27 protein-coding genes, 2 tRNA genes and 1 other RNA gene are annotated in these 22,144 nt (G+C 63.4%); 17 read left to right on the top strand and 13 right to left on the bottom strand.

Features of this window, described 5'->3' with window-relative positions; genetic code table 11:
* Positions 1 to 110: 110 nt before the first annotated feature.
* Positions 111 to 185: transfer RNA gene (locus Q0094_RS11315), tRNA-Thr, on the bottom strand.
* A gap of 84 nt (positions 186 to 269) precedes the next feature.
* Between Q0094_RS11315 and Q0094_RS11310 the strand changes: the two genes are divergently transcribed.
* The 3 genes from Q0094_RS11310 to Q0094_RS11300 are packed head-to-tail and all read left to right on the top strand — an operon-like array spanning position 270 to position 2,197.
* A complete protein-coding gene (locus tag Q0094_RS11310; RefSeq protein ID WP_297619412.1) occupies positions 270 to 452 on the top strand; it encodes a hypothetical protein in 183 nt (60 codons plus the stop codon).
* A gap of 13 nt (positions 453 to 465) precedes the next feature.
* The gene (murA, locus tag Q0094_RS11305; RefSeq protein WP_297619409.1) at positions 466 to 1,737 is read left to right on the top strand and encodes a UDP-N-acetylglucosamine 1-carboxyvinyltransferase; all 1,272 of its coding nucleotides are present in this window, start codon (positions 466 to 468) and stop codon (positions 1,735 to 1,737) included.
* Complete coding sequence (locus Q0094_RS11300; protein ID WP_297619406.1) at positions 1,730 to 2,197, top strand: DUF2948 family protein; 468 nt, start codon at positions 1,730 to 1,732, stop codon at positions 2,195 to 2,197. The genes murA and Q0094_RS11300 overlap by 8 nt, the downstream gene beginning before the upstream one ends.
* Positions 2,198 to 2,200: 3 nt before the next feature.
* Here Q0094_RS11300 and Q0094_RS11295 read toward each other — a convergent pair whose 3' ends face one another.
* Positions 2,201 to 2,605 carry a cytochrome c gene (locus Q0094_RS11295; RefSeq protein ID WP_297619403.1) on the bottom strand — a complete coding sequence of 135 codons (405 nt, stop codon included), beginning with the start codon at positions 2,603 to 2,605 and terminating at the stop codon, positions 2,201 to 2,203.
* Positions 2,606 to 2,804: 199 nt separating this feature from the next.
* Between Q0094_RS11295 and hisD the strand changes: the two genes are divergently transcribed.
* The 6 genes from hisD to Q0094_RS11265 all read left to right on the top strand — a co-directional run bounded on the left by hisD (position 2,805) and on the right by Q0094_RS11265 (position 7,166).
* Positions 2,805 to 4,130 carry a histidinol dehydrogenase gene (hisD, locus tag Q0094_RS11290; protein ID WP_297619400.1) on the top strand — a complete coding sequence of 442 codons (1,326 nt, stop codon included), beginning with the start codon at positions 2,805 to 2,807 and terminating at the stop codon, positions 4,128 to 4,130.
* A complete protein-coding gene (locus tag Q0094_RS11285; RefSeq protein ID WP_297619398.1) occupies positions 4,127 to 4,609 on the top strand; it encodes a UPF0262 family protein in 483 nt (160 codons plus the stop codon). Before hisD ends, Q0094_RS11285 begins: the two co-directional genes overlap by 4 nt.
* 7 nt (positions 4,610 to 4,616) lie before the next feature.
* Complete coding sequence (locus Q0094_RS11280; protein WP_297619395.1) at positions 4,617 to 5,090, top strand: low molecular weight phosphatase family protein; 474 nt, start codon at positions 4,617 to 4,619, stop codon at positions 5,088 to 5,090.
* A gap of 135 nt (positions 5,091 to 5,225) precedes the next feature.
* Positions 5,226 to 5,444 (top strand): translation initiation factor IF-1, encoded by a 219-nt coding sequence (infA, locus tag Q0094_RS11275; RefSeq protein WP_297619392.1) that lies wholly within the window; start codon positions 5,226 to 5,228, stop codon positions 5,442 to 5,444.
* Between the two features lie 85 nt (positions 5,445 to 5,529).
* On the top strand, positions 5,530 to 6,129 hold the full coding sequence (locus Q0094_RS11270) for a nucleoside triphosphate pyrophosphatase (RefSeq protein WP_297619389.1): 600 nt from the start codon (positions 5,530 to 5,532) through the stop codon (positions 6,127 to 6,129).
* Positions 6,126 to 7,166 carry a ribonuclease E/G gene (locus Q0094_RS11265; RefSeq protein WP_297619385.1) on the top strand — a complete coding sequence of 347 codons (1,041 nt, stop codon included), beginning with the start codon at positions 6,126 to 6,128 and terminating at the stop codon, positions 7,164 to 7,166. The genes Q0094_RS11270 and Q0094_RS11265 overlap by 4 nt, the downstream gene beginning before the upstream one ends.
* Before the next feature lie 9 nt (positions 7,167 to 7,175).
* Here Q0094_RS11265 and Q0094_RS11260 read toward each other — a convergent pair whose 3' ends face one another.
* Positions 7,176 to 8,423, bottom strand: a complete 1,248-nt coding sequence (locus tag Q0094_RS11260; protein ID WP_297619382.1) for a lytic murein transglycosylase — start codon at positions 8,421 to 8,423, stop codon at positions 7,176 to 7,178.
* A 140-nt stretch (positions 8,424 to 8,563) separates the two neighbouring features.
* Between Q0094_RS11260 and yacG the strand changes: the two genes are divergently transcribed.
* The 6 genes from yacG to Q0094_RS11230 all read left to right on the top strand — a co-directional run bounded on the left by yacG (position 8,564) and on the right by Q0094_RS11230 (position 13,386).
* Entirely contained in the window at positions 8,564 to 8,746 is a 183-nt protein-coding gene (yacG, locus tag Q0094_RS11255) for a DNA gyrase inhibitor YacG (RefSeq protein WP_297619379.1), read from the top strand.
* 606 nt (positions 8,747 to 9,352) lie between these two features.
* The gene (gene phnD, locus Q0094_RS11250) at positions 9,353 to 10,276 is read left to right on the top strand and encodes a phosphonate ABC transporter substrate-binding protein (protein ID WP_297619376.1); all 924 of its coding nucleotides are present in this window, start codon (positions 9,353 to 9,355) and stop codon (positions 10,274 to 10,276) included.
* 82 nt (positions 10,277 to 10,358) lie between these two features.
* On the top strand, positions 10,359 to 11,195 hold the full coding sequence (gene phnC, locus Q0094_RS11245; protein ID WP_297619373.1) for a phosphonate ABC transporter ATP-binding protein: 837 nt from the start codon (positions 10,359 to 10,361) through the stop codon (positions 11,193 to 11,195).
* A 4-nt stretch (positions 11,196 to 11,199) separates the two neighbouring features.
* Positions 11,200 to 12,129 (top strand): phosphonate ABC transporter, permease protein PhnE, encoded by a 930-nt coding sequence (gene phnE, locus Q0094_RS11240; RefSeq protein WP_297619370.1) that lies wholly within the window; start codon positions 11,200 to 11,202, stop codon positions 12,127 to 12,129.
* Positions 12,126 to 12,983 (top strand): phosphonate ABC transporter, permease protein PhnE, encoded by an 858-nt coding sequence (gene phnE / locus Q0094_RS11235; RefSeq protein ID WP_297619368.1) that lies wholly within the window; start codon positions 12,126 to 12,128, stop codon positions 12,981 to 12,983. The genes phnE (Q0094_RS11240) and phnE (Q0094_RS11235) overlap by 4 nt, the downstream gene beginning before the upstream one ends.
* Positions 12,984 to 13,311: 328 nt before the next feature.
* Positions 13,312 to 13,386 (top strand) — tRNA-Phe (locus Q0094_RS11230).
* Between the two features lie 322 nt (positions 13,387 to 13,708).
* Here the strand turns inward: Q0094_RS11230 and Q0094_RS11225 are convergent.
* The 10 genes from Q0094_RS11225 to ssrA all read right to left on the bottom strand — a co-directional run bounded on the left by Q0094_RS11225 (position 13,709) and on the right by ssrA (position 20,710).
* Positions 13,709 to 15,070 (bottom strand): cytochrome P450, encoded by a 1,362-nt coding sequence (locus tag Q0094_RS11225; protein WP_297619365.1) that lies wholly within the window; start codon positions 15,068 to 15,070, stop codon positions 13,709 to 13,711.
* Positions 15,071 to 15,539: 469 nt separating this feature from the next.
* Positions 15,540 to 16,295, bottom strand: a complete 756-nt coding sequence (locus tag Q0094_RS11220) for a cytochrome c biogenesis protein CcdA (protein ID WP_297619362.1) — start codon at positions 16,293 to 16,295, stop codon at positions 15,540 to 15,542.
* A gap of 104 nt (positions 16,296 to 16,399) precedes the next feature.
* Entirely contained in the window at positions 16,400 to 16,711 is a 312-nt protein-coding gene (locus Q0094_RS11215) for a hypothetical protein (RefSeq protein WP_297619358.1), read from the bottom strand.
* Between the two features lie 35 nt (positions 16,712 to 16,746).
* On the bottom strand, positions 16,747 to 16,968 hold the full coding sequence (locus Q0094_RS11210) for a ribbon-helix-helix domain-containing protein (protein WP_297619356.1): 222 nt from the start codon (positions 16,966 to 16,968) through the stop codon (positions 16,747 to 16,749).
* Complete coding sequence (locus Q0094_RS11205) at positions 16,965 to 17,153, bottom strand: DUF4169 family protein (protein ID WP_297619354.1); 189 nt, start codon at positions 17,151 to 17,153, stop codon at positions 16,965 to 16,967. The genes Q0094_RS11210 and Q0094_RS11205 overlap by 4 nt, the downstream gene beginning before the upstream one ends.
* A complete protein-coding gene (fumC, locus tag Q0094_RS11200; protein WP_297619351.1) occupies positions 17,150 to 18,541 on the bottom strand; it encodes a class II fumarate hydratase in 1,392 nt (463 codons plus the stop codon). Before fumC ends, Q0094_RS11205 begins: the two co-directional genes overlap by 4 nt.
* Before the next feature lie 72 nt (positions 18,542 to 18,613).
* Positions 18,614 to 19,183 carry a methyltransferase type 12 gene (locus tag Q0094_RS11195; RefSeq protein WP_297619349.1) on the bottom strand — a complete coding sequence of 190 codons (570 nt, stop codon included), beginning with the start codon at positions 19,181 to 19,183 and terminating at the stop codon, positions 18,614 to 18,616.
* A gap of 68 nt (positions 19,184 to 19,251) precedes the next feature.
* Positions 19,252 to 19,743, bottom strand: a complete 492-nt coding sequence (locus Q0094_RS11190; RefSeq protein ID WP_297619347.1) for a ClpXP protease specificity-enhancing factor SspB — start codon at positions 19,741 to 19,743, stop codon at positions 19,252 to 19,254.
* Positions 19,744 to 19,829: 86 nt separating this feature from the next.
* Positions 19,830 to 20,195: a DUF4345 family protein gene (locus Q0094_RS11185; protein WP_297619345.1), complete on the bottom strand. Its 366-nt coding sequence runs from the start codon at positions 20,193 to 20,195 to the stop codon at positions 19,830 to 19,832.
* Positions 20,196 to 20,355: 160 nt separating this feature from the next.
* Positions 20,356 to 20,710, bottom strand: a transfer-messenger RNA (tmRNA) gene (gene ssrA / locus Q0094_RS11180).
* Positions 20,711 to 20,793: 83 nt separating this feature from the next.
* On the opposite strand from ssrA, the gene Q0094_RS11175 reads away from it, so the two are divergent.
* Together Q0094_RS11175 and Q0094_RS11170 are read left to right on the top strand one after the other, a co-directional pair.
* The gene (locus Q0094_RS11175; protein WP_297619342.1) at positions 20,794 to 21,990 is read left to right on the top strand and encodes a GTP-binding protein; all 1,197 of its coding nucleotides are present in this window, start codon (positions 20,794 to 20,796) and stop codon (positions 21,988 to 21,990) included.
* On the top strand, positions 21,987 to 22,144 hold a 158-nt coding region (locus Q0094_RS11170), incomplete at its 3' end, for a DUF6525 family protein (protein WP_297619433.1). The genes Q0094_RS11175 and Q0094_RS11170, both read left to right, overlap by 4 nt.

Raw genomic sequence — 22,144 nt, 5'->3', positions numbered from 1 at the left:
GCTTCATGGGCCGTCAGCATTGCGGCCATGGCGTGTGCCGCCAGCAGCCTGACCGCCGGGCGTGGGGCGCACGATGCAACGGGCGCCAAGGATGCGTTGTCTTGCAGGGATGGTGCCGCAGGGGAGGATTGAACTCCCGACCTCACCCTTACCAAGGGTGCGCTCTGCCACTGAGCTACTGCGGCGACGTGCGCGACCCCATAAAAGCATCTGCGGGCCGCTGCAAGCGCAATCTGGACGCCCTTGGCTCTGGCAGGTAAACCCCCGGCATGGCAGGTAACGACAGGCAGATATCGCAAGGCAAGCCGCAACAGTCAAACGCCCGGGCGGCGCGGCTGAAGGCGGCGCTCAAGGCCAATCTGGCCCGGCGCAAGGAACAGGCGCGCGCGCGGGCGCCATCGGCCGATGATGAAACGCCGGCAACGACCGGCCAAGATGACGATGGTCAGTGAAGGGGCAGTCTAGATGGACAAGATCATTGTAAAGGGCGGCGGCGCCTTGTCGGGGCAGATCCCCATCGCGGGGGCCAAGAACGCCTGTCTGACCTTGATGCCCGCCACGCTGTTGAGCGATGAGCCCCTGACGCTGACCAATGCGCCACGCCTGAGCGACATCCGCACGATGACGACGCTGTTGCAATCGCTGGGCGCCGAGGTGCAAGCGCTCAACGGGGGGCGGGTTCTGGCCTTGTCGTCCCATGGCTTGAACAATCACACGGCCGATTACGACATCGTGCGCAAGATGCGCGCCTCGATCCTGGTGCTGGGGCCGATGCTGGCGCGCGATGGCCGCGCGATCGTGTCCCTGCCGGGCGGTTGCGCCATCGGCGCGCGGCCGGTCGATCTTCACCTCAGGGCCCTGGAGGCGATGGGTGCCACGCTGGATTTGCGCGATGGCTATGTGCATGCCGAGGCCAAGGGCGGGCTCAGGGGCGCGGTGTTCGAATTCCCCATCGTCTCGGTGGGGGCGACCGAAAACGCACTGATGGCCGCCACCTTGGCGCGCGGCACCACGGTTCTGAGGAACGCCGCGCGCGAGCCCGAGATCGTCGATCTGGCCCAGTGCCTGCGCCGCATGGGGGCGCAGATCGACGGCGAGGGCAGTTCCACCATCACGATCCAGGGGGTGGATCGCCTGAACGGTGCCACCCATCCCGTCGTCACCGACAGGATCGAACTGGGCACTTACATGCTGGCCCCCGCCATCGCCGGCGGCGCGGTCGAGCTTTTGGGTGGCAAGCTGTCGCTGGTTGCAGCCTTTGCCGAGAGGCTGGATGCCGCGGGCGTCACGGTCGAAGAAACCGCCGCCGGCCTCAAGGTGTCGCGCAAGAACGGCCGCGTCAGCGCGGTGGATGTGCGCACCGAACCCTTTCCCGGCTTTCCCACCGATTTGCAGGCGCAGATGATGGCGCTGTTGTGCTGTGCCGATGGGGTAAGCGTGCTTGAGGAAACGATTTTCGAAAACCGCTTCATGCACGCGCCCGAATTGATGCGCATGGGGGCCAGGATCGATGTGCATGGTGGCACGGCGACGGTGACGGGGGTGGACCGGCTCAAGGGCGCGCCCGTGATGGCCACCGATCTGCGTGCCTCGGTCAGCCTGATCCTTGCGGGGCTGGCGGCCGAAGGCGAAACCGTGGTCAATCGCGTCTATCACCTTGATCGCGGCTATGAGCGGGTCGAGGAAAAGCTGGGCGCGGTCGGCGCCCGCATCGAACGGGTGCGCGGCGATGACTGAGGATGCGCGATTCGAGGATGCGGCGCCCGGTGCGCTGGCGCTGCGTGCGCTCGATGCCGACGACCTGCGCGTGATCTCGACCCTGGTGCAAGATGCGGTCTTTCCCGTGGCCGAAATGACATGGGACAGCCGCCGCCGCCGCTTTGCGGTGCTGCTCAACCGCTTTCGCTGGGAAGAGGCCGATGGCCGGCGCCCGCCGGAACGGGTGCAATCGCTTTTGGTGATCGACGATGCGCTCAAGGTGGCAAGCCAGGGCATCGACCGGGGTGCCGCCGATCTGGTGGTGTCGCTTCTGGCGCTTGACTGGCGGGCAGGGGCCGACGGCACCGGACGGATCACGCTTGTCCTTGCCGGTGACGGGGCCGTCGCGGTCGATGTCGAAGCGCTCGAGGTCACACTCAAGGACGTGACGCAGCCCTATCGTGCGCCCTCGGGCCAGACACCGCGCCACCCCGATTAGGGATCATTCCTGGATCGCTTCCAGATGGGCGATCAGCGCCTGAAGCCGTCCGCGCACCTCGATCTCGGCGCCCAGATCGCCCGCGCGCATGGCGGCCGTCGCCTCGAAGCGGTCGCCCCAGATCGGCATCGGGCTGCCATGGGCGCGCAATCCCGTGCGGCCGTCGATGACGTGCATCATCTGAAGGACCGGAAAGACCCCATCGTTGCGGGCCCGGATCCGGGTCAGATCGGGCACCTCGACCGTCAGGTAATCCGATAGCATCCCGTCGCCATGCCCGGTCAGCCCATGGCAGCTTGCACAGGCGCGCATGTATTCGTCCGAGCCTGCCAGCGATTGTGCGCCCGCCGCACCGCCCGACAGGGCCAGCGCCACGGCCAGACCCAAACCCCGTGTCACATTCGTCATCGTCGTTCTCCTGGCTTTTGCGGTTGCTTGTGCGGATCGGGCAGACAGCTGCCGGCCCATCGCAATATCGCCAGTCTAGCCAGCCGGGCCTGTGTCGTTCTTGACGAAACGCATGGCCGCGGGCTGGCACGGCGCAAAGGACGCTTCACCCCGCCCGCGCAAGGCGCTAGACCGAAGGCAGCTCAAGAATGGATCCAAGATGCCAGCTTTCCTGAACAGTCGGGATGCCGATTTCACCCAGAGCTTCGCCGCGCTTCTGGAGATGAAGCGCGAAGATGCGCCCGATGTCGATGCCAGCGTGGCCGACATCATCGCCGATGTGCGCGCGCGCGGCGATGACGCGGTGATCGATCTGACCGAACGGTTTGACCGTCTGCGGCTGACGCCCCAAACCATGGCCTTTTCGCAAGATGAAATCGCCGAGGCCATCGCAACGGTGCCCGGCGATGAGCGCGCGGCGCTTGAATTGGCCGCCGAACGCATCCGCGCCTATCACCAAGGCCAGCGCCCCGAAGATGCCCGATGGACGGATGCGCAGGGCGCGCGCCTTGGCTGGCGCTGGACGGCTGTGTCGGCGGCCGGGCTCTATGTGCCGGGGGGGCTTGCCTCTTACCCGTCGAGTGTGTTGATGAACGCCATCCCCGCGCAGGTGGCAGGTGTCAAACGCCTTGTGATGTGTGCGCCCACGCCCGGGGGGCGGGCCAACCCGCTGGTGTTGTTGGCCGCGCATCTGTCGGGCGTTGACACCATCTATCGCATCGGTGGCGCACAGGCCGTGGCCGCCATGGCCTATGGCACCGCCACCATCGCCCCCGTCGACAAGATTACCGGACCCGGCAATGCCTATGTCGCCGCTGCCAAGCGCCGGGTTTTCGGGCGGGTGGGGATCGACATGATCGCGGGCCCGTCCGAGATTTTGGTGGTGGCCGATGCCGACAACGACCCCGACTGGATCGCGCTTGATCTGTTGTCTCAGGCAGAACATGACGAAAGCGCGCAATCGATCCTGATCACCACCGACGCAGCGCTTGCTCAGGCGGTCGCGGCGGCGGTCCAAGCGCGGCTTGGCATGCTGGAACGCCGCGCCATCGCCGGGGCAAGCTGGCGCGATTATGGTGCCATCATCATCGTGCGCGATCTGGATGAGGCGGCCGATCTGACCAACCGCATCGCCCCCGAACATCTGGAATTGTGCGTGGCCGACCCCGAGGCGCTCAGCGCCAGGATCGAGCATGCCGGTGCGATCTTTCTGGGGCGCTGGACACCCGAGGCGATCGGCGATTACGTCGGCGGGCCGAACCATGTGCTGCCCACGGCGCGCTCGGCGCGCTTTTCCAGCGGTCTTTCGGTGCTCGATTTCATGAAGCGCACCACGCTGGCCCAGATGACGCCCGCCGCCCTGGCCGCCATCGGGCCTGCGGCCGAAACCTTGGCCCGATCCGAAAGCCTGCAGGCCCATGGCCTGTCGGTGCGCGCCCGGCTGGATCGGCTCAACACCACCACCGGCACAGGAGAAGGGGGATGAGCATGCACATAACCCATATCGAGATCGACATGTCGGGCATGCCCGCACCCACGCCCGAGATCGAGCAGGAACGTCGCGTGGCCATCTTCGATCTGCTCGAGGACAACCGCTTTGCGCTGCCCGGCCGCGAGGATCGCCCGGTGCCGCCCGGCCCCTATCACGTCGCCTTGGCGATCCGCGACAAGCGGCTGGTGTTCGATGTCGACACCGAAACCGCCGAGGACGCAGCCGAGTTTCACCTCTCGCTCTCGCCCTTCCGGCAGGTGGTCAAGGATTACTGGCAGATCTGCGAAAGCTATTACGACGCCGTCAAGCGCCTGCCGCCCAGCCAGATCGAGGCGATCGACATGGCGCGGCGCGGCATCCACAACGAAGGCGCGCGCATCTTGCAAGAACGGCTCGATGGCAAGGCCGAGGTCGACACCGACACGGCGCGACGGCTGTTCACGCTGATCTGTGTTCTGCATTTCGGTGTCTGAGGGCGCGGTGGCGACGGATTTTCCCTCATCGGTTCTGTTTTGTTGCGACCACAACGCGACGCGCTCGCCCATGGCCGAGGGGCTGATGAAGAAATTCTACGGCCATCGTGCCTATGTCCAGTCTGCGGGTGTGAAGAACGATCTGGAAATCGACGGCTTTGCCGTCGCCGTCAGCGCCGAAGACGGGGTGGAATTGCAACGCCACCGGGTGCGCAGCTTTGATGAAATGGCCCAATGGGGCGATGATCTGTCGGGCTTTGATCTGATCGTGGCGCTGTCGCCCGCCAGCCAGCGTCATGCGCTGGAATTGACGCGGCATTACCATCTGGATGTGGAATACTGGCCCATTCTTGATCCCACAGGCTTGGGCGAGAGCCGCGAGGCCAAGCTGGCAGCCTACAGACAGGCGCGCGATCAGATCAAGGCGCGCATCATCGCGCGTTTTGGCCCGCCCGAGGCCGCCCCACAGCCCCTGTCGTGACGCCCCGCTGCCGATGCCAAGGACCGCGCGATATGGGCCATTGTGCCACTGGCGCAGTTTTGCCTTGAAAATCGGTCCCAAGGGGCGCATCTAGCCGCCACCTGCACCGTATGGTGCGCAGATAAAGGAGTGACCATGGCCAAGGAAGAAATGCTCGAATTTCCCGGGATCGTGAAGGAACTCCTGCCCAACGCGACGTTCCGGGTCGAGCTTGAAAACGGCCATGAGATCATCGCGCACACGGCGGGAAAGATGCGCAAGAACCGCATCCGCGTTCTGGCTGGCGACAAGGTTCAGGTGGAAATGACCCCCTATGACCTGTCGAAGGGCCGCATCAATTACCGCTTCAAGTAACGCGCCCCTTTGGGCTGCGCAGTGCGGGTGAGCGTGGCGCAAAAGGCGCCGCGCACCCCGGCACCCGGTTGGACAGGGCGCTGACATGACATATCCCGTGCGCCCATCCCCCCGCCTCATCCTCGGATCGGCAAGCCCCCGCCGCAAGGAATTGCTGGCGGTGCTGGGTATCGTGCCCGATGCCATCTTGCCCCCCGATATCGACGAAACCCCCGCAAAGGGCGAATTGCCGCATCACTATTGCGCGCGCATCGCCCGCGAAAAGATCGCCGCCATTCCCGCCGGGCCCGATGATATCGTGCTTTCGGCCGATACCACCGTGGCCTTGGGCCGCCGCATATTGGGCAAGCCGCGCGATGCCGATGAGGCGCGGCGCTTTCTCGATCTGTTGTCGGGGCGGCGCCACCGCGTTTTTACCGCGCTGGCCGTGCGGCGCGGTGATGCGTCGTGGGACCGGATCGTCGAGGCGCGGGTCAAGATGAAATCCCTCAGCCCCGCCGAACGCGACGGCTACATCGCGACCGGCGACTGGCAGGGCAAAGCCGGCGGCTATTCGATCCAGGGACCGGCGGGGGCGTTTATTCCGTGGATATCGGGCAGCTATACGGCCATCGTGGGCCTGCCCTTGGCCGAAACCGCGCAGCTGCTGCAAGCGGCTGGCTGGCCCGTCTGGGTGGCGCGATGAAGGGACGGGTGATCTTGCTCGACCATCTGGGGGATCGCGCCGCCGCCGCCCTTATGGTCGATGGTCTGCTTGAGGATCTGTTGATCGACCCTGCCGGCGATCGCGCGCTGCCCGGGGCGATCTATCGCGCCGTGGCCGACCGGCCCATGCCGGGGCAGGGCGGGCTGACGGTCAACATGGGGGATCACAAGGGCTATCTGCGCCAAGCCAAGGGCATCACCTCGGGCACAGGGTTGTTGGTGCAGGTCTCTGCCACCGCCGAGGCGGGCAAGGCCGCGCCGGTCACGCCGCGCCTCTTGTTCAAGAGCCGCTATGCCATCGTCACGCCCGACGCGCCCGGTATCAACATCTCGCGCCAGATCCGCGACGAAGGGGAACGTGACCGCCTGCTTGAAATCGCCCATGAGGCGATGGCCGGGGCGCCCGAAGACCACGGCCTGATCTTGCGCTCGGCCGCCGAAGAGGTGGCGGGTGCAACACTGGCCGACGACATCACGGCCATGCGCGATCTGGCAGCCATGGTATTGGCCGATGCCGAGGGTCCGCCCGAATGTCTGGTCGCGGCCCCCGATGCGCATGAGCTTGCATGGCGCGATTGGGCCGTGCCCGACCCCGATGAGGTGATCGAGGCGCCGGGCTGTTTTGAAACCCATGGGGTCATCGATGCCATCGAGGCAGCCCTTGCCCCGCGCGCTGCACTGTCGGGCGGCGCCTATGCCTATATCGAGCCGACCCGTGCCTTGGTGGCGGTCGATGTGAACACAGGCTCTGACACCTCGCTTGCCGCTGGGCTCAAGGCCAATCTGGCACTGGTGCGCGCGCTGCCCCGGCTGTTGCGGATCAAGGGGCTGGGCGGTCAGATCACGCTTGATCTGGCGCCGATGCCCAAAAAGGACCGTCGCGTGTTCGAAGATGCGCTGCGCCGCGCCTTCCGTGAGGATGGGGCCGAGGCGGTGCTGGCGGGCTGGACCCCCTTGGGGTGTTTCGAGCTGCAAAAAAAGCGCGACCGTGTGCCGCTGGACCAGCTTTACCCCTGAACGCGCAGCCTAGCCGCGCCGGAGCGCCGCAAGCAACGCTTGCGAGGGCTGCCCATCGGGCACCAGTCCGCGCGCTGCCTGAAAGGCACGGATCGCGGCCTGTGTGCGGCGCCCGACCACGCCGTCGGGCAGGCCGACCTCATGGCCCGCCCGGTTCAACAGCGCCTGCATCTCGCGCCGTTCGATTTGGGTCAGTCCGGTCGCATCGGGGCCGAAACGGCGCGTCAGCGGTTCACCGCCAGCCAGCCGGTCAGCCATGTAACCCACCCCGATGCCGTAATTGACCGACGGGTTGTAGCGCAAGATCACGTTGAAATTGTGATACAGGATCCAGGCGGGCCCCTCAGCGCCCGCCGGCGCGTGGATCGCTGCTGCGCCCGGATCGGGCAATCTGCCGCCGCGCGCGGGCCGCACGCCGGCCGCAGCCCATGCGCTGACGGGCCGACGCCTGTCACGCCCCGTGCGCGCGGTGTCAAAGCCTTGTGGCAGATGCACCTCCATCCCCCAGGGCTCGCCGGCCCGCCAGCGATGACGGCGCAGATATTGCGCCGTCGATGCCAGCGCGTCACGCGGATCGGGGCCCCAGATATCGCGCCGGCCGTCGCCTGTCACATCCACGGCATAGTCCTGATACACAGTCGGCATGAATTGCGTATGCCCCATCGCGCCCGCCCATGATCCGCGCATGCGATCGCTGGTCGTATCGCCCGCCTGTATGATGCGCAGCGCCGCGATCAGTTGTGCCTCAAAGAACCGCGCGCGTCGTCCTTCCCATGCCAAGGTCGATGTGGCCGAGATCACCCCGATCTCGCCCAATTGCGTGCCGAACCGCGTCTCCAGACCCCAGATGGCCGCGATCACATCGGCATCGACGCCGCTGTCGCGTGCGATGCTGGCCAATGCGCCACGTTGCGGGGCAACACGGGATCGGCCCAGCGCCAGATCCGCATCGCTGGCCACAAGCGCCAGATAATCCTCGGTCGAGCGGCGAAATTCTGTCTGGTTCCTGTCGCGCTCGATCACGCCGGGTAAAAAGCCCTGACCGCGAAACCCCTGATCAAGGCTGGCCCGCGTGATGCCTTGCGCCAGCGCGCGCCCCCGAAAGCCCGCGACCCATGCGTCATAGCTGGCGTTGGGCTGCGGCAAAAAGGCGGGGTCGGGCCGGGTGGTGGCCGTTCCCTCACCTTGGGCCATGCAACCGGCCGCGACCGTGGCCGCCCCACCCAACAGCAGGGCGCGTCGTGTCAGATGGGTCATGTCACACGGATCCATGGATGTTGCCCGATTCTGGTAGCGGCGGGTGGTCCAGTTCCGCAAGGGCCATGCCGCCATGGTTGCGATCGGACCGGATGCGCCCCATACTCAAGCTGTCCAGCCGCCCAGACGGAGCCCCTTGCATGTCGTGTCCGATCTGTTCGAGACAGCCCATCCCCGCCTATCGCCCCTTTTGTTCGGCGCGCTGTGCCGATGTGGATCTGGCGCGTTGGTTGACGGGATCCTACGCGATCCCCTCGCAGGCAGCAGAAGATACCGAAGCCGCCGCGCAGGCGATCGAGACGGCGCGCGAAAAACCGCATTGATCGCGGATGCTGAACGCAAAAAAACGCGCCATCCCCTCTGGACAGCTCCACGCGTCGGCCCTGGCACGCGCCACACCCGGCTGAGGCGACGCGGCGCCCGCACCCGCGCCCGGGTCGCGCAAGGGCAGGGCAGTGCCTTGAAAATCCCCGTGTTGTGGAACATCCAAGCGCTTTAGTGTATTTTTTTGATATAAATCAAAATTTTAACGCCAAATGCTGCGTGAAGGGCGGCGTTCTTGAGAAAACATGTCAACCGCACAGTTTCGGCGCCTGGTGCTTCCTTTTTGGACAGCGAAATCAATGTGCTGAACACGGTGTTGCTGCCCAGGCTGCGCGAAACATCCTGTGCGCGCGCAACGGGTTGAGTGTTGCCGCAGGTGCGCGGAGGTTTTCACGCATGATGAACCCTGTCTGGCAGACTTGCTTTTGCTTTGGCTGTTCAGGCGCATGCATCCGCCCGACAGTACGCAGCCGCCACGCGTTTACAATTGTTTCATCCATCTGTGACGCGCCCTTCACATGGCGCGTTTAACCGGCTCCGTGTCGCTTGGTTCGGGATGCCCATAGCGCTGCATGGATCCCCTTTCGCACAGATGGAGAATACGCATGTTTCGCAACCTGTTTCTTGCAACGACTGCCCTGGCTGTCGGCGCGCTCTCGGTAACCTCGGCCACGGCGCAAGATTGGCGCACCGGCTTTGGCACCTACAATGTCGGCCTTCTGTCGGGTGAGAACGAGGCCGACCGCCTGCGCCGCTACGGCTGCATGCAGGAATTGATGCAAGACGCACTGGGCGTGCCGGTCGAACTGTTTCCCGCCGCCGATTATGCGGGCGTGATGCAGGGACTGTTGGCTGGCCAGTTGCATCAGGCGGGGCTTGGACCGGCGGGTTATGCGGGCATCTACCTGCAAGATGCCGATGCGGTCGAGCCGGTGATGACCTCGTCCAATGTTGATGGCTCGCTTGGTTATTTCGCGGTCCTTGTGACCCGCGCCGATAGCGGTATCGAGTCGTTGGAAGATATGGCCGGCAAGACGCTTGCCTATGCCGACTCGAACTCGACATCGGGCTATCTGGTTCCGCGCGCCGAGTTGCGCTTGATCGGTATCGAGGATGATTATTTCGGCGCCACCGGCTTTTCGGGCGGTCATGAGCAGGGCGTCGTTGCCGTGCTGAATGGCCAGTATGATGCGGCTGCGACCTGGTCCTCGCTGCAGGGCGAATTCGCCGAGGGCTACACCCGCGGCAACCTGCGCCGGATGGTCGATAACGGCTTGCTCAACATGAACGAGATCCGGATCATCTGGGAATCCAACCTGATCCCCAATGGTCCGACCGTTCTGCGCAAGGATCTGCCCGCCGAGGCCAAGGAAGCGGTGCTTGATCTTTTCCTCAACATGCATGTGCGTCATCCCGAGTGTTACTCCTCGGTCGTCGGCGGTGAAGGCGCGGGTTACGTCCCGGTCGAACACGACTTCTACGAATCGACGATCGCTTTGCGCCGTCAGGAAATCGCGGCGTCGCGCTGAACCTCAACAGACCAACGGCCCCCGCTCTTGTGCGGGGGCCTTTTTGCATTCCGGCTGGTCCGGGTCGTTGATGGGGGACACGATGCTCGAATTCAGAAAGCTGACCAAGGAATTCAACGCCAAGCGCGCGGTCAGTGAGGTGACACTCGATATTCCCCCCGGTCAGATGGTGGGTATCATCGGCCGCTCGGGTGCGGGCAAATCCACCTTGTTGCGCATGATCAATCGGCTCAATGACGCCACATCGGGCCAGTTGCTGCATGACGGCCGCGACGTGACCGCGCTCAAGGGGCGCGAATTGCGCCAGTGGCGCAACGAATGCGCGATGGTATTTCAACAATTCAATCTTGTCGGTCGCTTGAATGTGCTGACGAACGTCATGTCAGGGCGGCTGTTTCATCACGGGTTTGGCACCTCGATGCTGGGCCTGTTTTCAGCACATGAACGGGCCTTTGCGGTGCGCGCGCTGGACCGGCTGGGCATGGCCCATGTGGCGCTGCAACAAACCGATACATTGTCTGGCGGCCAGCAACAGCGTGTGGCCATCGCCCGCGCCCTTGTGCAAGAGCCCAAGATCTTGCTGGCCGATGAACCCATCGCCAGCCTTGATCCGCTGAACGCCAAGATCGTGATGGATGCGCTGCGCGCGATCAACGTGGAGGACGGGCTGACCGTGGTGTGCAACCTGCACACGCTCGATACGGCGCGCCATTACTGTGACCGGATCATCGGCATGCAGGATGGACGCGTGGTGTTTGACGGCACGGCGGCGCAATTGACCGACCGCATGGCGCGCGAGATTTACGGCGCTGAGGCGGCCGAGGCATTCAACGAGGCGCTGACGTCGACCAGCCTGGGGCGTGCATCGATCAGGGATGTTGCGGACGCGACGCGCGCCCAAGCACGCGCGACGGTGTAACCCGATGGCCCTTTCCCCAACGATGCCCCCGATCCAGCCCGGACAGGATCCCGTGGCCCTGTTCGAGGCACACCGCGCTGAAATCCGGCGTCAGAAGCTGTGGATCAACCTTTTGCTGCTGGGTGGTTTTGTTGCCATGCTGCTGTGGTCGATCGACGTGTCGCGCTTTTGGCCCGACCGGTTGGCCGCAGGCGTTCCGCGTATCTTCGAATACTTCGGGAGCGTGCTTCCCAGCTTTCAATGGGATCTGCTTTTTGAAACCCGCAATGCCGAGGGGCGCTTTCCGCCGGGGTCCATCGGCTTTTGGTACAATGACTTCTGGAAATATCTGGCGCTGATCTGGGAAACGATCCTGATGGCGATAACGGCCACCTTGATCGCAACTGCACTTTCCGTGGTTCTTAGTTTTCTTGCAGCGCGCAATCTTACGCCCGCCCCGTGGGTCAGCACTGCGGCACGACGGTTCCTGGAGTTTTGTCGCGGCGTGCCGGAAATCCTGTTCGCATTGATCTTTGTCTTTGCGGTGGGCATCGGACCGCTGGCTGGCATCTTGGCCATCACCATCCATGCGACAGGTGCATTGGGCAAGCTGTTCGCCGAAGTCAACGAGAACGCATCGATGAAGCCCGTCGATGGCCTGACCGCCGTGGGCGGCACATGGGCGCAGCGGATGCGCTATGGCGTGCTGCCACAGGTCTTGCCCAATTTCACCTCCTACGCCTTGTGGCGGTTCGAGATCAATGTGCGCGCCTCGGCTGTTGTTGGCTTTGTGGGTGCTGGTGGGATCGGGGCGGAATTGAACCATGTCATCAGCTTCTATTCGGACGACCGTGTTACGGCGGTCCTGCTTTTGGTGGTTCTGACAGTCACCGCGATCGACCTGATGTCGGAACGCGCGCGCCACGCCCTGATCGGCAAGGAGGCCTTGAAATGACCGCGCTATCCTTTGCAGATATCACCGATGACGATGTCCGGGCCGTGCGCCAAAGCCATCCCCAGGCCTTTGGTGACCCTGTGATGCGCATGGTCAGGATCGCATCCTGGACCATCGTGATCGGTTACCTGCTCTATTCGTTCCATCTGTTCGAATTCGCCAAGATATTTGACAGTTCCGAACGCGCATGGCGTTTGGTGTCGCGCATATTCTATTGGCAGGACATGGCAAGCTGGCACTACGATCAAATCTATGTCGGCATCGCCCAGACCGTCGCAATGGCGTTTCTGGGTACCTTTCTGGGCACGATCTTTGCGCTTGGGATCGGCTTTCTGGCGGCCAAGAATACGATGCCCTTCGGCGTGATCCGCCATGCCGTGCGGCGGCTTCTGGATGTATTTCGCGGGATCGACGGTGTGGTCTGGGGGCTGGTCTTCGTGCGCGCCGTGGGTCTTGGCCCGCTGGCCGGGGTGCTGGCGATCTGGATCTCAGATGTGGGCAATCTCTCCAAGCTCTACTCGGAAGCCATCGAGAACATTGATCGCAAACAGGTCGAAGGTGTGCGCGCAACCGGTGCAGACCCCGCGCGCATCATCCGGTACGGCTATCTGCCGCAAATCTTCCCGGTGTTCTTGTCGCTGTCACTGTACAGTTTCGAGTCCTCAACCCGCTCGGCCACGATCCTTGGGCTGGTTGGTGCAGGCGGTGTCGGCATGATCATCATCGAACGCTTCCGTGCAGGCATGTTTGACCAGGTGGCTTTCGTGGTCCTCAATATCCTGATCGTGATCGCGGTGATCGATTGGGGCTCGGGGTTGATCCGCAAGCGCTTTATCGGTGAACGGGGGCACTGACGATCCAGCCCGGGGTCGGGCCCGGCACCCGCTTGTCACCATGTGGTTGACACCGCTGCCAAGCAGGCTGTTTTGACGCCACCGCTTTGAGCGTGGCGCAAGAACGTGCGCCTGATACGGAATGTTCGACCTCATCGCCCATCGCCCCATAAAGAGAGGGTGGGGGGCGGTGCGCGTGACAACACAAGGTTGGTGGACGGTGTTGCGGTCAGGGCAGTACGCTGGAACGAGGCAGGACACATGGCTGCAAGATTTTTTGCCTGTACCCTCTGGACAGTGCTGAGGGCCTCGCTTAGACCACGCGCACCCGAACGAATTTCGTTCCCTTGCCCGGGTAGCTCAGGGGTAGAGCAGTGGATTGAAAATCCTCGTGTCGGTGGTTCGATTCCGCCCCCGGGCACCACTCAACCAGATGAAATAGTGAGATTTTGTGGCCATCTCTGTGGTAAAATCACCCATTTTAATGCGGTGCGACCGTAAAACTCACGCAACCATTTTCGGCTTTGTCACGGGTATCACCCCGCCAATCCCCATGTTGGGGCGTTCGTTGCCTCAGATCCAAGGCCATTGCGTGGCTTGATCCGGCTGCGTGGAAAAATCCAGCTACCGCGGCTGTTCAGATTTTGGGAACCACCCCTTGCGAAAGGGCAAGCGATAGAATTTCTGCGATCTGGTTTGGGGTCACAACTGTCCCGAGTTTTCCGATGCAATCGCTTTGACGCGCCTCACCGCCGCCTGACTTGCAGCCAGATCCCATCCTTGGCCCGCACCGTGAGATAGGCCACGGGCACTGGCACGCGGCCCGGCAGGGTCTCGAACCGAAAGGCGCGCACCAGCATGGCCAGCAGCAGCGGCCCCTCGACCATGGCAAAGCCCGCCCCGGTGCACACCCTCGGGCCGGTGGAAAAGGGAATGAACGCCTCGCGCAGGCATTGCTTGCCGTTCTGGGTCGCCCAACGCGCTGGGTCAAAGCCATCGGGGTTGTCCCAGAGGCGTTCATGCCGGTGCAGGTGCCAGGGCGAGATCACGATCTGCGCGCCACGGGGCAGGGTGCGGTCGCGGAATGTTTCCACGCCTGTGGTTTCGCGCACCATCATCGGAACCGGGGGATAGAGCCGCAGGGTTTCGCGGAACACATCGCGGGCAAGGCGCAACTGGCCCATCACCGCAAAATCAGGGCCGCCCGCCAGCGCCGCCTCGGCCTCCTCGGCCAAGCGGTCTTGCCATTCGGGGTAGCGCGCCAGCAGGTAAAGCGCCCAACCCAAGGCTGAGGCGCTGGTTTCATGGCCTGCGAGGAAAAAGACCGCGACCTGGTCGACCATCTCCTCGGTGCTGAAGCGTTTGCCGGTTTGCGGGTCTGTGGTGGTGATGATCTTGGTGGCCAGATCATCGGGGGCGTGTCCTTGCGCGATCTGTGCCATCCGCGCTTGGGTGACTTGGGTGATCAGCGCGCGGATCGCGGCCGCCGTGCGTCGCGTCTGGGCCCGGTGACCACGCGGCATCCAATCGGGCAGGGGCAAGATCGCCGCAAGGTTCAAGATCGGCTGCGAGCGCTGATAGGTGCGGAACTGATGAAAGACCTCGGTCGCGATCTTGTCGTCGATGGGCAGCGAAAACAGGGTGCGAAAGATCACATCGGCCGCCGCATGGCTCATGTCTGCTTCAACCTCGCGGGGGCCTTCGTCCATGCGCGCCACCGCCGCCTCGCCTGCGGCCCAGATGGCGGGAAAGGTGTCGCGCAGCCGGCCCCCCTCAAAGGCGGGGTCGATGATGCGGCGCTGGCGCTGCCATTCGGCTCCGTTGGTCAAGAACACCGAACGGCCCAACAACGGGCGCAGCCCCCGGCCGATGCGGGCGGATTTCGGGAAATCCATCGGGCGGGCCTTGAGCACGGCATCGATCAGCGCGGGCTGGTTGATCAGATAGCTGCGAAAGAACGGCGTGCGATATTCCGCCATCCAAGCCCGGTAAAGCCGTGTGGGCAGTGCCGACAAGATGTCGGAACGCAAAAGCCGCAGATACCGCCAGAACGAGACTTGTTCGGCATGGGCGCCCGGCTTTGGGGGCAGATCGCCGGGCGCGCTCATGCGGCAAGCCTTGGATGGCGATGGTCCGGCGGTTCGTGCAAGGCAGCCAATGACGCGCGGCCCCGGCCAGCCGGCCATTGCGCCGGATGAGCCTGAGCCATGGGGGCCCTGCGGGTCATGCGGATCAGACCCAAGGTCGCGATGCGGGCATCTGGGTGGTGTGCGATGGTCAGCACGTCCCAACCACGCCGCCCCTTGGCGATGGCCCGGATCCTGTGGCCGGCTGTTGATGTGGTCATCTGCCTTCCCATACCCGCATGGTGGCGGCATGGGCCGAACCCGATCACAAAGCGCCATTGCACGGCTTGCGGCGCGGGCGTCAGGCGGTGGCCCTTGCGGGCGAGATGTGGCCGGAACGGGTCCGCGCAAGGGATTTCCATAACCCTGCCGTTGCCAATGCCTGTCTGGGATGTGTCATGTGCCATGAGGCGCGCGATAGCGGGCAAAAGCGGCAGCCTTAAGGCGAATGTCAGCCCAAAAGCCCCAGCACCGGAAAGCTTTCCAGCAGCCAGAACGAAAAAGCCGAAAACGCCCCCGTGATCAAGGCCACACCCACACCCACCAGCAAGAGCCCCATCACCCGTTCGATGGTCTTCATATGGCGCTTGAGGCGGGTCATCACCCCCATCGCCCGGTCGATAAAGGCGGCCGCAAGCAAAAAGGGGATGCCAAGCCCCACCGCATAGCCGCCCAACAGCATCGTTCCCTTCGACACACTCGCCTCGGTCGCGGCGATGGACAAGATCGCACCCAATTGCGGGCCGATGCAAGGTGTCCAGCCAAAGGCAAAGGCCAGACCAAGGACATAGGCCCCAAAGGCCGATCCACCCCGGTCGCCCGCATCCAGCCGGGCCTCGCGGTTGAGGATCGGAATGGTAATCACACCCAGAAAATGCAAGCCAAAGACGATGATGACAGCACCCGCGATCTGACCCAGCAGGATCTGATTTTGCAAAAAGAACTGACCAAAGATCGAGGCGGTAAAGCCAAGAAATACGAAAACGGTCGATAGGCCCAACACAAAGAACACAGCCGCCAACAGCGCCTTGCGCCGCGCCGTACGGGTGTCGCCACGGATGTCGGCCATGGTGATGCCACCCATATAGGCCAGATAAGGCGGCACGATCGGCAGCACACAGGGGCTGAGAAAGCTCAATACGCCCGCGGCCAGCGCGACGGCCATCGCGGGCAGAAGGCTTGCATCAAAAAGGTCGATCCCGAACATGGGGCCTGTCTAGCCGCTGGGATGGCGCGCGTCACGCGCCATGGCGTCACATTCGCGTGGCCCATCCCTGGCTGGGCGCCTGGCAGAAGAGCGCTGCGTTTTCCTCAAGGAAAACGCACGGGAAATCTTGAGATTTCCAGTGCGGAAAACCCGGGTTTTCCGCCCGGCTCTGGCGGTCTTGGGGTTGGTTTGAGAATGCGGACAGGTTCCTGGTTGCAAAAGACGATGACTTGGCCGGAATTCTCAATGGCGCGAAATCCTCGACGATACACCTCTTCGATAAAGGCCTCGCGACCGAAATAGCGCTCGATGTCGCGCAGCGATCGGCGCACGACCTTGCCATCGCGCACCAGCTTGGTTCCGAAGACATCGGCCAGAAAAGCCTCGGGCGATTTATGGGGCGGCTGCTTGTCCATGCCATGGATCTGGGCCGATTCTGGTTAACGCAAGCCTAATGGCCAGATTTCACCGCCGCGAGGACATGCAGCCGGATCGCGGCCGCCAGACCCGAGCTGACACCGCGCCCGGCATCGATTTCGGCGACCAACTCATTGACCGACAGGCCCCGCGCCTTGGCCAAGCGCTGCAATTCCTGCCAGAATGCATCCTCCAGCGACACGCTGGTGCGGTGCCCGTGCAGGCTGAGCGAATGTTTGCGCGGCCGTGCGGTCATTCGCGATCTTTCTCCAGCTGATGCTGGTCGAGATGGCGCGCAGCGGTTTCGGCCGCATGCGTGGCGGCCTCGCGCTCGGCCTTGGTGCGGCCGAACTTGGCGGCATTGGCATCGGCCTTGAGCCGCTCCTGGACCCGCGCGCGGGATTTGCGCGCACGGGTCAGGTTGATGATCCTGGCCGTCAAGACGGGCCGATCATCTGTTCGGGGCGCACGACCCGGTCAAAGGTTTCGGCGTCGACAAAGCCAAGGCGGATCGCCTCTTCTTTCAGTGTGGTGCCGTTCTTGTGGGCGGTCTTGGCCACGGTCGTGGCATTGTCATAGCCGATGGTGGGGGCAAGTGCGGTGACCAGCATCAGGCTTTCGCGCATCAGCTTTTCGATCCGCTCCACATTGGCCTCGGTGCCCATCAGCATCCTTTCGGTGAAGCTGTCAGCGGCATTGCCCAACAGCGTCATGGATTGCAGCAGATTATAGGCCATCATCGGATTGTAGACGTTCAGTTCGAAATGCCCCTGGCTTCCGGCAAAGCCGATTGCCGCGTCATTGCCAAGGATATGCGCGCAGACTTGTGTCATGGCTTCGGCCTGTGTCGGGTTGACCTTGCCCGGCATGATCGAGCTGCCCGGTTCATTCTCGGGCAAGATCAGCTCACCCAGACCCGAGCGCGGCCCGGACCCCAGAAACCGCATGTCATTGGCGATCTTGTAGGCGGCCATCGCGGCGGTCTTGATGGCACCCGACATGAAGACCATCGCATCATGGGCGGCCAGCGCCTCGAACTTGTTGGGCGCGGTGACAAAGGGCAGGCCGGTGATGGTCGCGATCCGGGCGGCAATTGCCACATCCCAGCCCTTGTCGGTGTTCAGACCGGTGCCGACGGCGGTGCCGCCCTGTGCCAGCTCGTAAATCCCCGGCAGCGCCAGATGCACCCGCGCGATGCCATTGCGGATCTGCATCGCATAGCCCGAAAACTCCTGTCCCAGCGTCAGGGGTGTGGCATCTTGCGTATGGGTTCGGCCGATCTTGATGATGTCGGCAAAGGCCGCAGCCTTGGCTTCGAGCCCTTGGGCCAGCTTTTCCAGCCCGGGGATCAGAACCTGATGGGCGGTGACGGCGGCCGCGATATGCATGGCGGTGGGAAAGGTGTCGTTGGACGACTGGCCCATGTTGACATGGTCATTGGGGTGGACCGGCTTTTTCGAGCCGATCACGCCGCCCAGCATCTCGATCGCGCGGTTCGAGATCACCTCGTTGGCGTTCATGTTGGATTGTGTGCCCGATCCCGTCTGCCACACGACCAGGGGGAAATGACCGTCCAGCTTGCCGTCGATCACCTCTTGCGCGGCGGCAATCATCGCGTCGGCCAGCGCCGCGTCAAGCTTGCCATTGGCTTTGTTTTCTTCCGCGCAAGCGCGTTTGATCACACCCAGCGCACGCACGATGGCGATGGGCTGCTTTTCCCAGCCGATCGGGAAATTCAGGATCGAGCGCTGCGTTTGCGCGCCCCAGTATTTGTCAGCGGGCACATCGAGGGGGCCAAAGCTGTCGGTTTCGGTTCTGGTCGCGGTCATGGGCCTGTCTCCGGTATGCGGTCGTATGCCGTTTACTGCCAGCGCCGGGCGTGCGCAATGCGATGGGGTGCCTCAGGTCGACGGGGTGCGTCGGAAAAAGCGATAGACGCGGGCGGGCGGCATGTTCCACCAGATCTTGGAACTGACCTGCCAATCAAGGGACAAGGCGTCGCGCACGGCACGCGCAACGGGGGGGTTGGGGCCATAGGTGAACTGGATGTAGCGGCCTTGGGGGCCAAGCAGGCCAAAGCTGCCGCTCAGGATGTCGTGCTGCAAGCTTACCGGCATCGACAAGAGCGGCAGCCCCGACACCACCGCCTGCACAGTATCGAGGGGCAGCATGCCGACATCACCCGCGCTCATCTGATGCACGGTAACACCGGCAAAGCGGTCACGCAAACGGGTGCAGAATTCGGGGTTCATCTCGATGCAATGCAGCCGCCCGGGGGCGATGCCGCATCCAAGGATGGCTTGGGTGATATTGCCTGTTCCAGCCCCCAATTCGATCACCGGGCCGCCGGCAGGATCAAGCCCTGCCACCATTTCGGCGCAGAGCCGCGCCGATGACGGGGCCAGCGCCACAACCTGATGGGGGCGGCGCAAAACCTGTTGCATGAAGAGCGCGAAATCGCTTGATGGCATCGGGCGCGCACCTGTCTCAAAGGGTCAGCGCGGCGCGACCTGGCCGCGCGGGGCCTTGGGTCAAGCGGTCATTGACCCCTGCGGAAGGTATCCAGACGGACGACTTCGGCGTGTTGGGGGGCTGATCGTTCGGATGTCCGGGGGCCAGTGCCGCCGGTTGGGGGCTCATCCTCGGGCTCGGGGGTGTCTTCGGCCCCATCGGTGCTTTCGAATCTGAGGCCGAATTCCACCGATGGGTCGACGAAGGTGCGGATCGCGTCAAAGGGAATCCGCAGCGGTTCGGGCGTGTCGCCGAAATTCAGGATGATCGAAAAGCCGTCGTCATCGACCATCAGACCATCATACCAATGCTGGATCACGATGGTCATTTCCTGCGGATAGCGGTCGCGCAGCCAATCGGCCAATTGCACACCCGCCGCCCCGGTGTCGAAGGTGACAAAAAAATGATGCGCGCCCGGCAGGCCATCGCGCGCCACGTCACTGAGAACACGCTGGATCAAACCGCGCATCGCACGATGCATCAGGCGACCATAGGCGATGGAGCTTTGGCGATCAGACATGGTCCCGACAATCCCGTGGTGATTGCGCCACCATAGTGGATTCGTTTCGATTTGAAAGGCAGGCGTCGCCCAGCCCGCACACAGACCTAAAGACCGCCCATGTTGGCCAGCACAAGCCACGCGGCCAAGCCCGCTTCGCAGCCGAAAAAGGTCCAGCTTTGGCGGCTGGCGGCATTGTCGCGGACAATCGATGTCACCCGTCCCAATGCGGCGCCGGCATAGGCCAGGCCAACCACAACCCAAGCCAGCGGCTGATCCAGAACCAGCGCCCCCAATCCCAAACCTACGAACAGACAGCCCGAAGCGGCAGAGACCTCGGTATAGGCCATGTTCGACGGCCCGGCCTGCATGTCGAGTTGTTGCATGGTCCAGCGCGGCGCCAGCCAGCCCATGAGGCCCAGTGCAATTGTCAAGATCGCAACCGCGTAATTGATGTAGTCCACGGCTGTCATGACATGTCCTTTTGGCGCGGCACGATACCGCTTGTGCATGTTAGACGTGGCGCAAGGCGGATCGGATCACTTGTGAATGAAAAAATCCCCCGACGCGGATGCGCGCGCAAGATCCGGTTGGGCTGACCGGATGCAGGGGCTTGGTGTGGGGGGGTGAAAAAGTGCAGGCTTCTGTTGCCAGGTGCCTGCGAACCCCGCCTTACGCTGCTAGGCGCAAGGGCTTAGTTTCGGCGACCCGAGCAGCTTACGCTGCCAGAGCCATTGCCGGAGCACGGTTGTCATTTGCAACTGTACGTTTTGGACCGATAACGGTGGTACCTCACCGAGACAAAGCTAACCTCTTTAGACGTTCGTCGATCCTGTTTCGGCCCCATGATCCGCAAATGACGGATGTTTGGTGGAGCCGCCGGGTACCGCCCCCGGGTCCGAGCCGTGTATTACAAGCGCGTTTATGTCCATAGCCCCGTTTCCGAGGCATGCGTTACATACGCAACCACGCGGTTTATTTCAAGCGCCCGTCGCGACGCACGAGGGGTCTTGCTTTGCCAGCAGAGTTCTGGCATCAGAAATGTTATGTTATAACATTATGGATGATCCCGTGCGCGATACACGCCTGCCCGTCACCGTCTTGTCCGGCTTTCTTGGGGCCGGAAAGACCACCCTTCTCAAACGCATCTTGCAAAACCGATCTGGTCGCAAAGTGGCTGTCATCGTCAATGACATGGCCGAGGTCAATATCGACGCTGATCTGCTGCGCGCGGACGCAGAGATCGCGCAGACCACGGAAAACCTGGTCGAGATGTCGAACGGCTGCATCTGCTGCACGCTGCGCGAGGATCTGCTTTCCGAGGTGCGGCGCCTGGCCGAGGGCGGGCGCTTCGATGCGCTGGTAATCGAATCCACCGGCATTTCCGAGCCTTTGCCTGTCGCCACCACCTTCGAATTTCGCGATGAAGAGGGCGTTAGCCTGTCGGATGTGGCGCGGCTCGACACGATGGTCACAGTGGTCGATGCGGCAAACCTGCTGCGAGATTTCTCCAGCCATGATTTTCTTGCCGATCGCGGCGAAACGGCGGGCGAGGGCGACACCCGCACGCTGGTTCATCTGTTGACCGATCAGATCGAGTTTGCCGATGTCGTCGTCCTCAACAAGGTGGGCGCCGCCGGGCCAGAGCGGGTCGATGCGTCGCGCAAGATCATCCGCAGCCTCAATGCCGATGCCCGCATCCTCGAGACCGATTTCGCCGATGTGGCGCTTCGAGATGTGATCGGGACGGGACTGTTCGACTTCGAACGCGCCCACCAGCATCCGATGTGGGCCAAGGAGCTTTATGGCTTTGCCGATCACACCCCCGAAACCGAGGAATACGGCATTGTCTCGCATGTCTATCGCGCGCGCCGGCCCTTCATGCCCGAGGCCATCCTGGCCCTGCTCGACGGGGAGTTGCCTGGCGTGATCCGCGCCAAGGGGCATTTCTGGATTGCCACGCGGCCCGACTGGGTGGCCGAGTTTTCATTGTCGGGTGCACTTTCGGGAGTGACGCCGCTGGGCACATGGTGGGCCTCGGTCCCGAAGGCGCGGTGGCCCGACGATGACAGCGCGCGCCACCGGATCGCACGGCATTGGATCGAGCCCTGGGGCGACCGGCGGCAGGAACTGGTGTTCATTGGGGCCGGCATCGACTGGTCCAGGCTCAAAAAGCGGCTTGATGCCTGTCTGCTGCCCGAGGGCGTGGATGGTGCCAGCTTGCCCGATCCCTTCCCGCGCTGGCGCCGGGCCGAGGCCCCGGCATGAGGCGCGGCGGCAATCTGGGCGCCACTCAGTTGCGCGCCAAGACCCGCGCGCTTGATCCGATGCGCGTTTATGACGGCTTGCCACCCGAGTTGCGCGATTGGGTGGCACATGCGGCGCTGCCGTGGTCGCCGCAATCCTGTCTCAGGCTTTGGCA

Origin of the sequence: uncultured Roseicyclus sp. (assembly GCF_937892565.1) — a bacterium.
Classification (GTDB): Bacteria; Pseudomonadota; Alphaproteobacteria; order Rhodobacterales; family Rhodobacteraceae; genus Roseicyclus.
The sequence above is the reverse complement of the archived record's forward strand: the minus strand, read 5'-3'. Positions and strand labels throughout refer to the sequence as shown.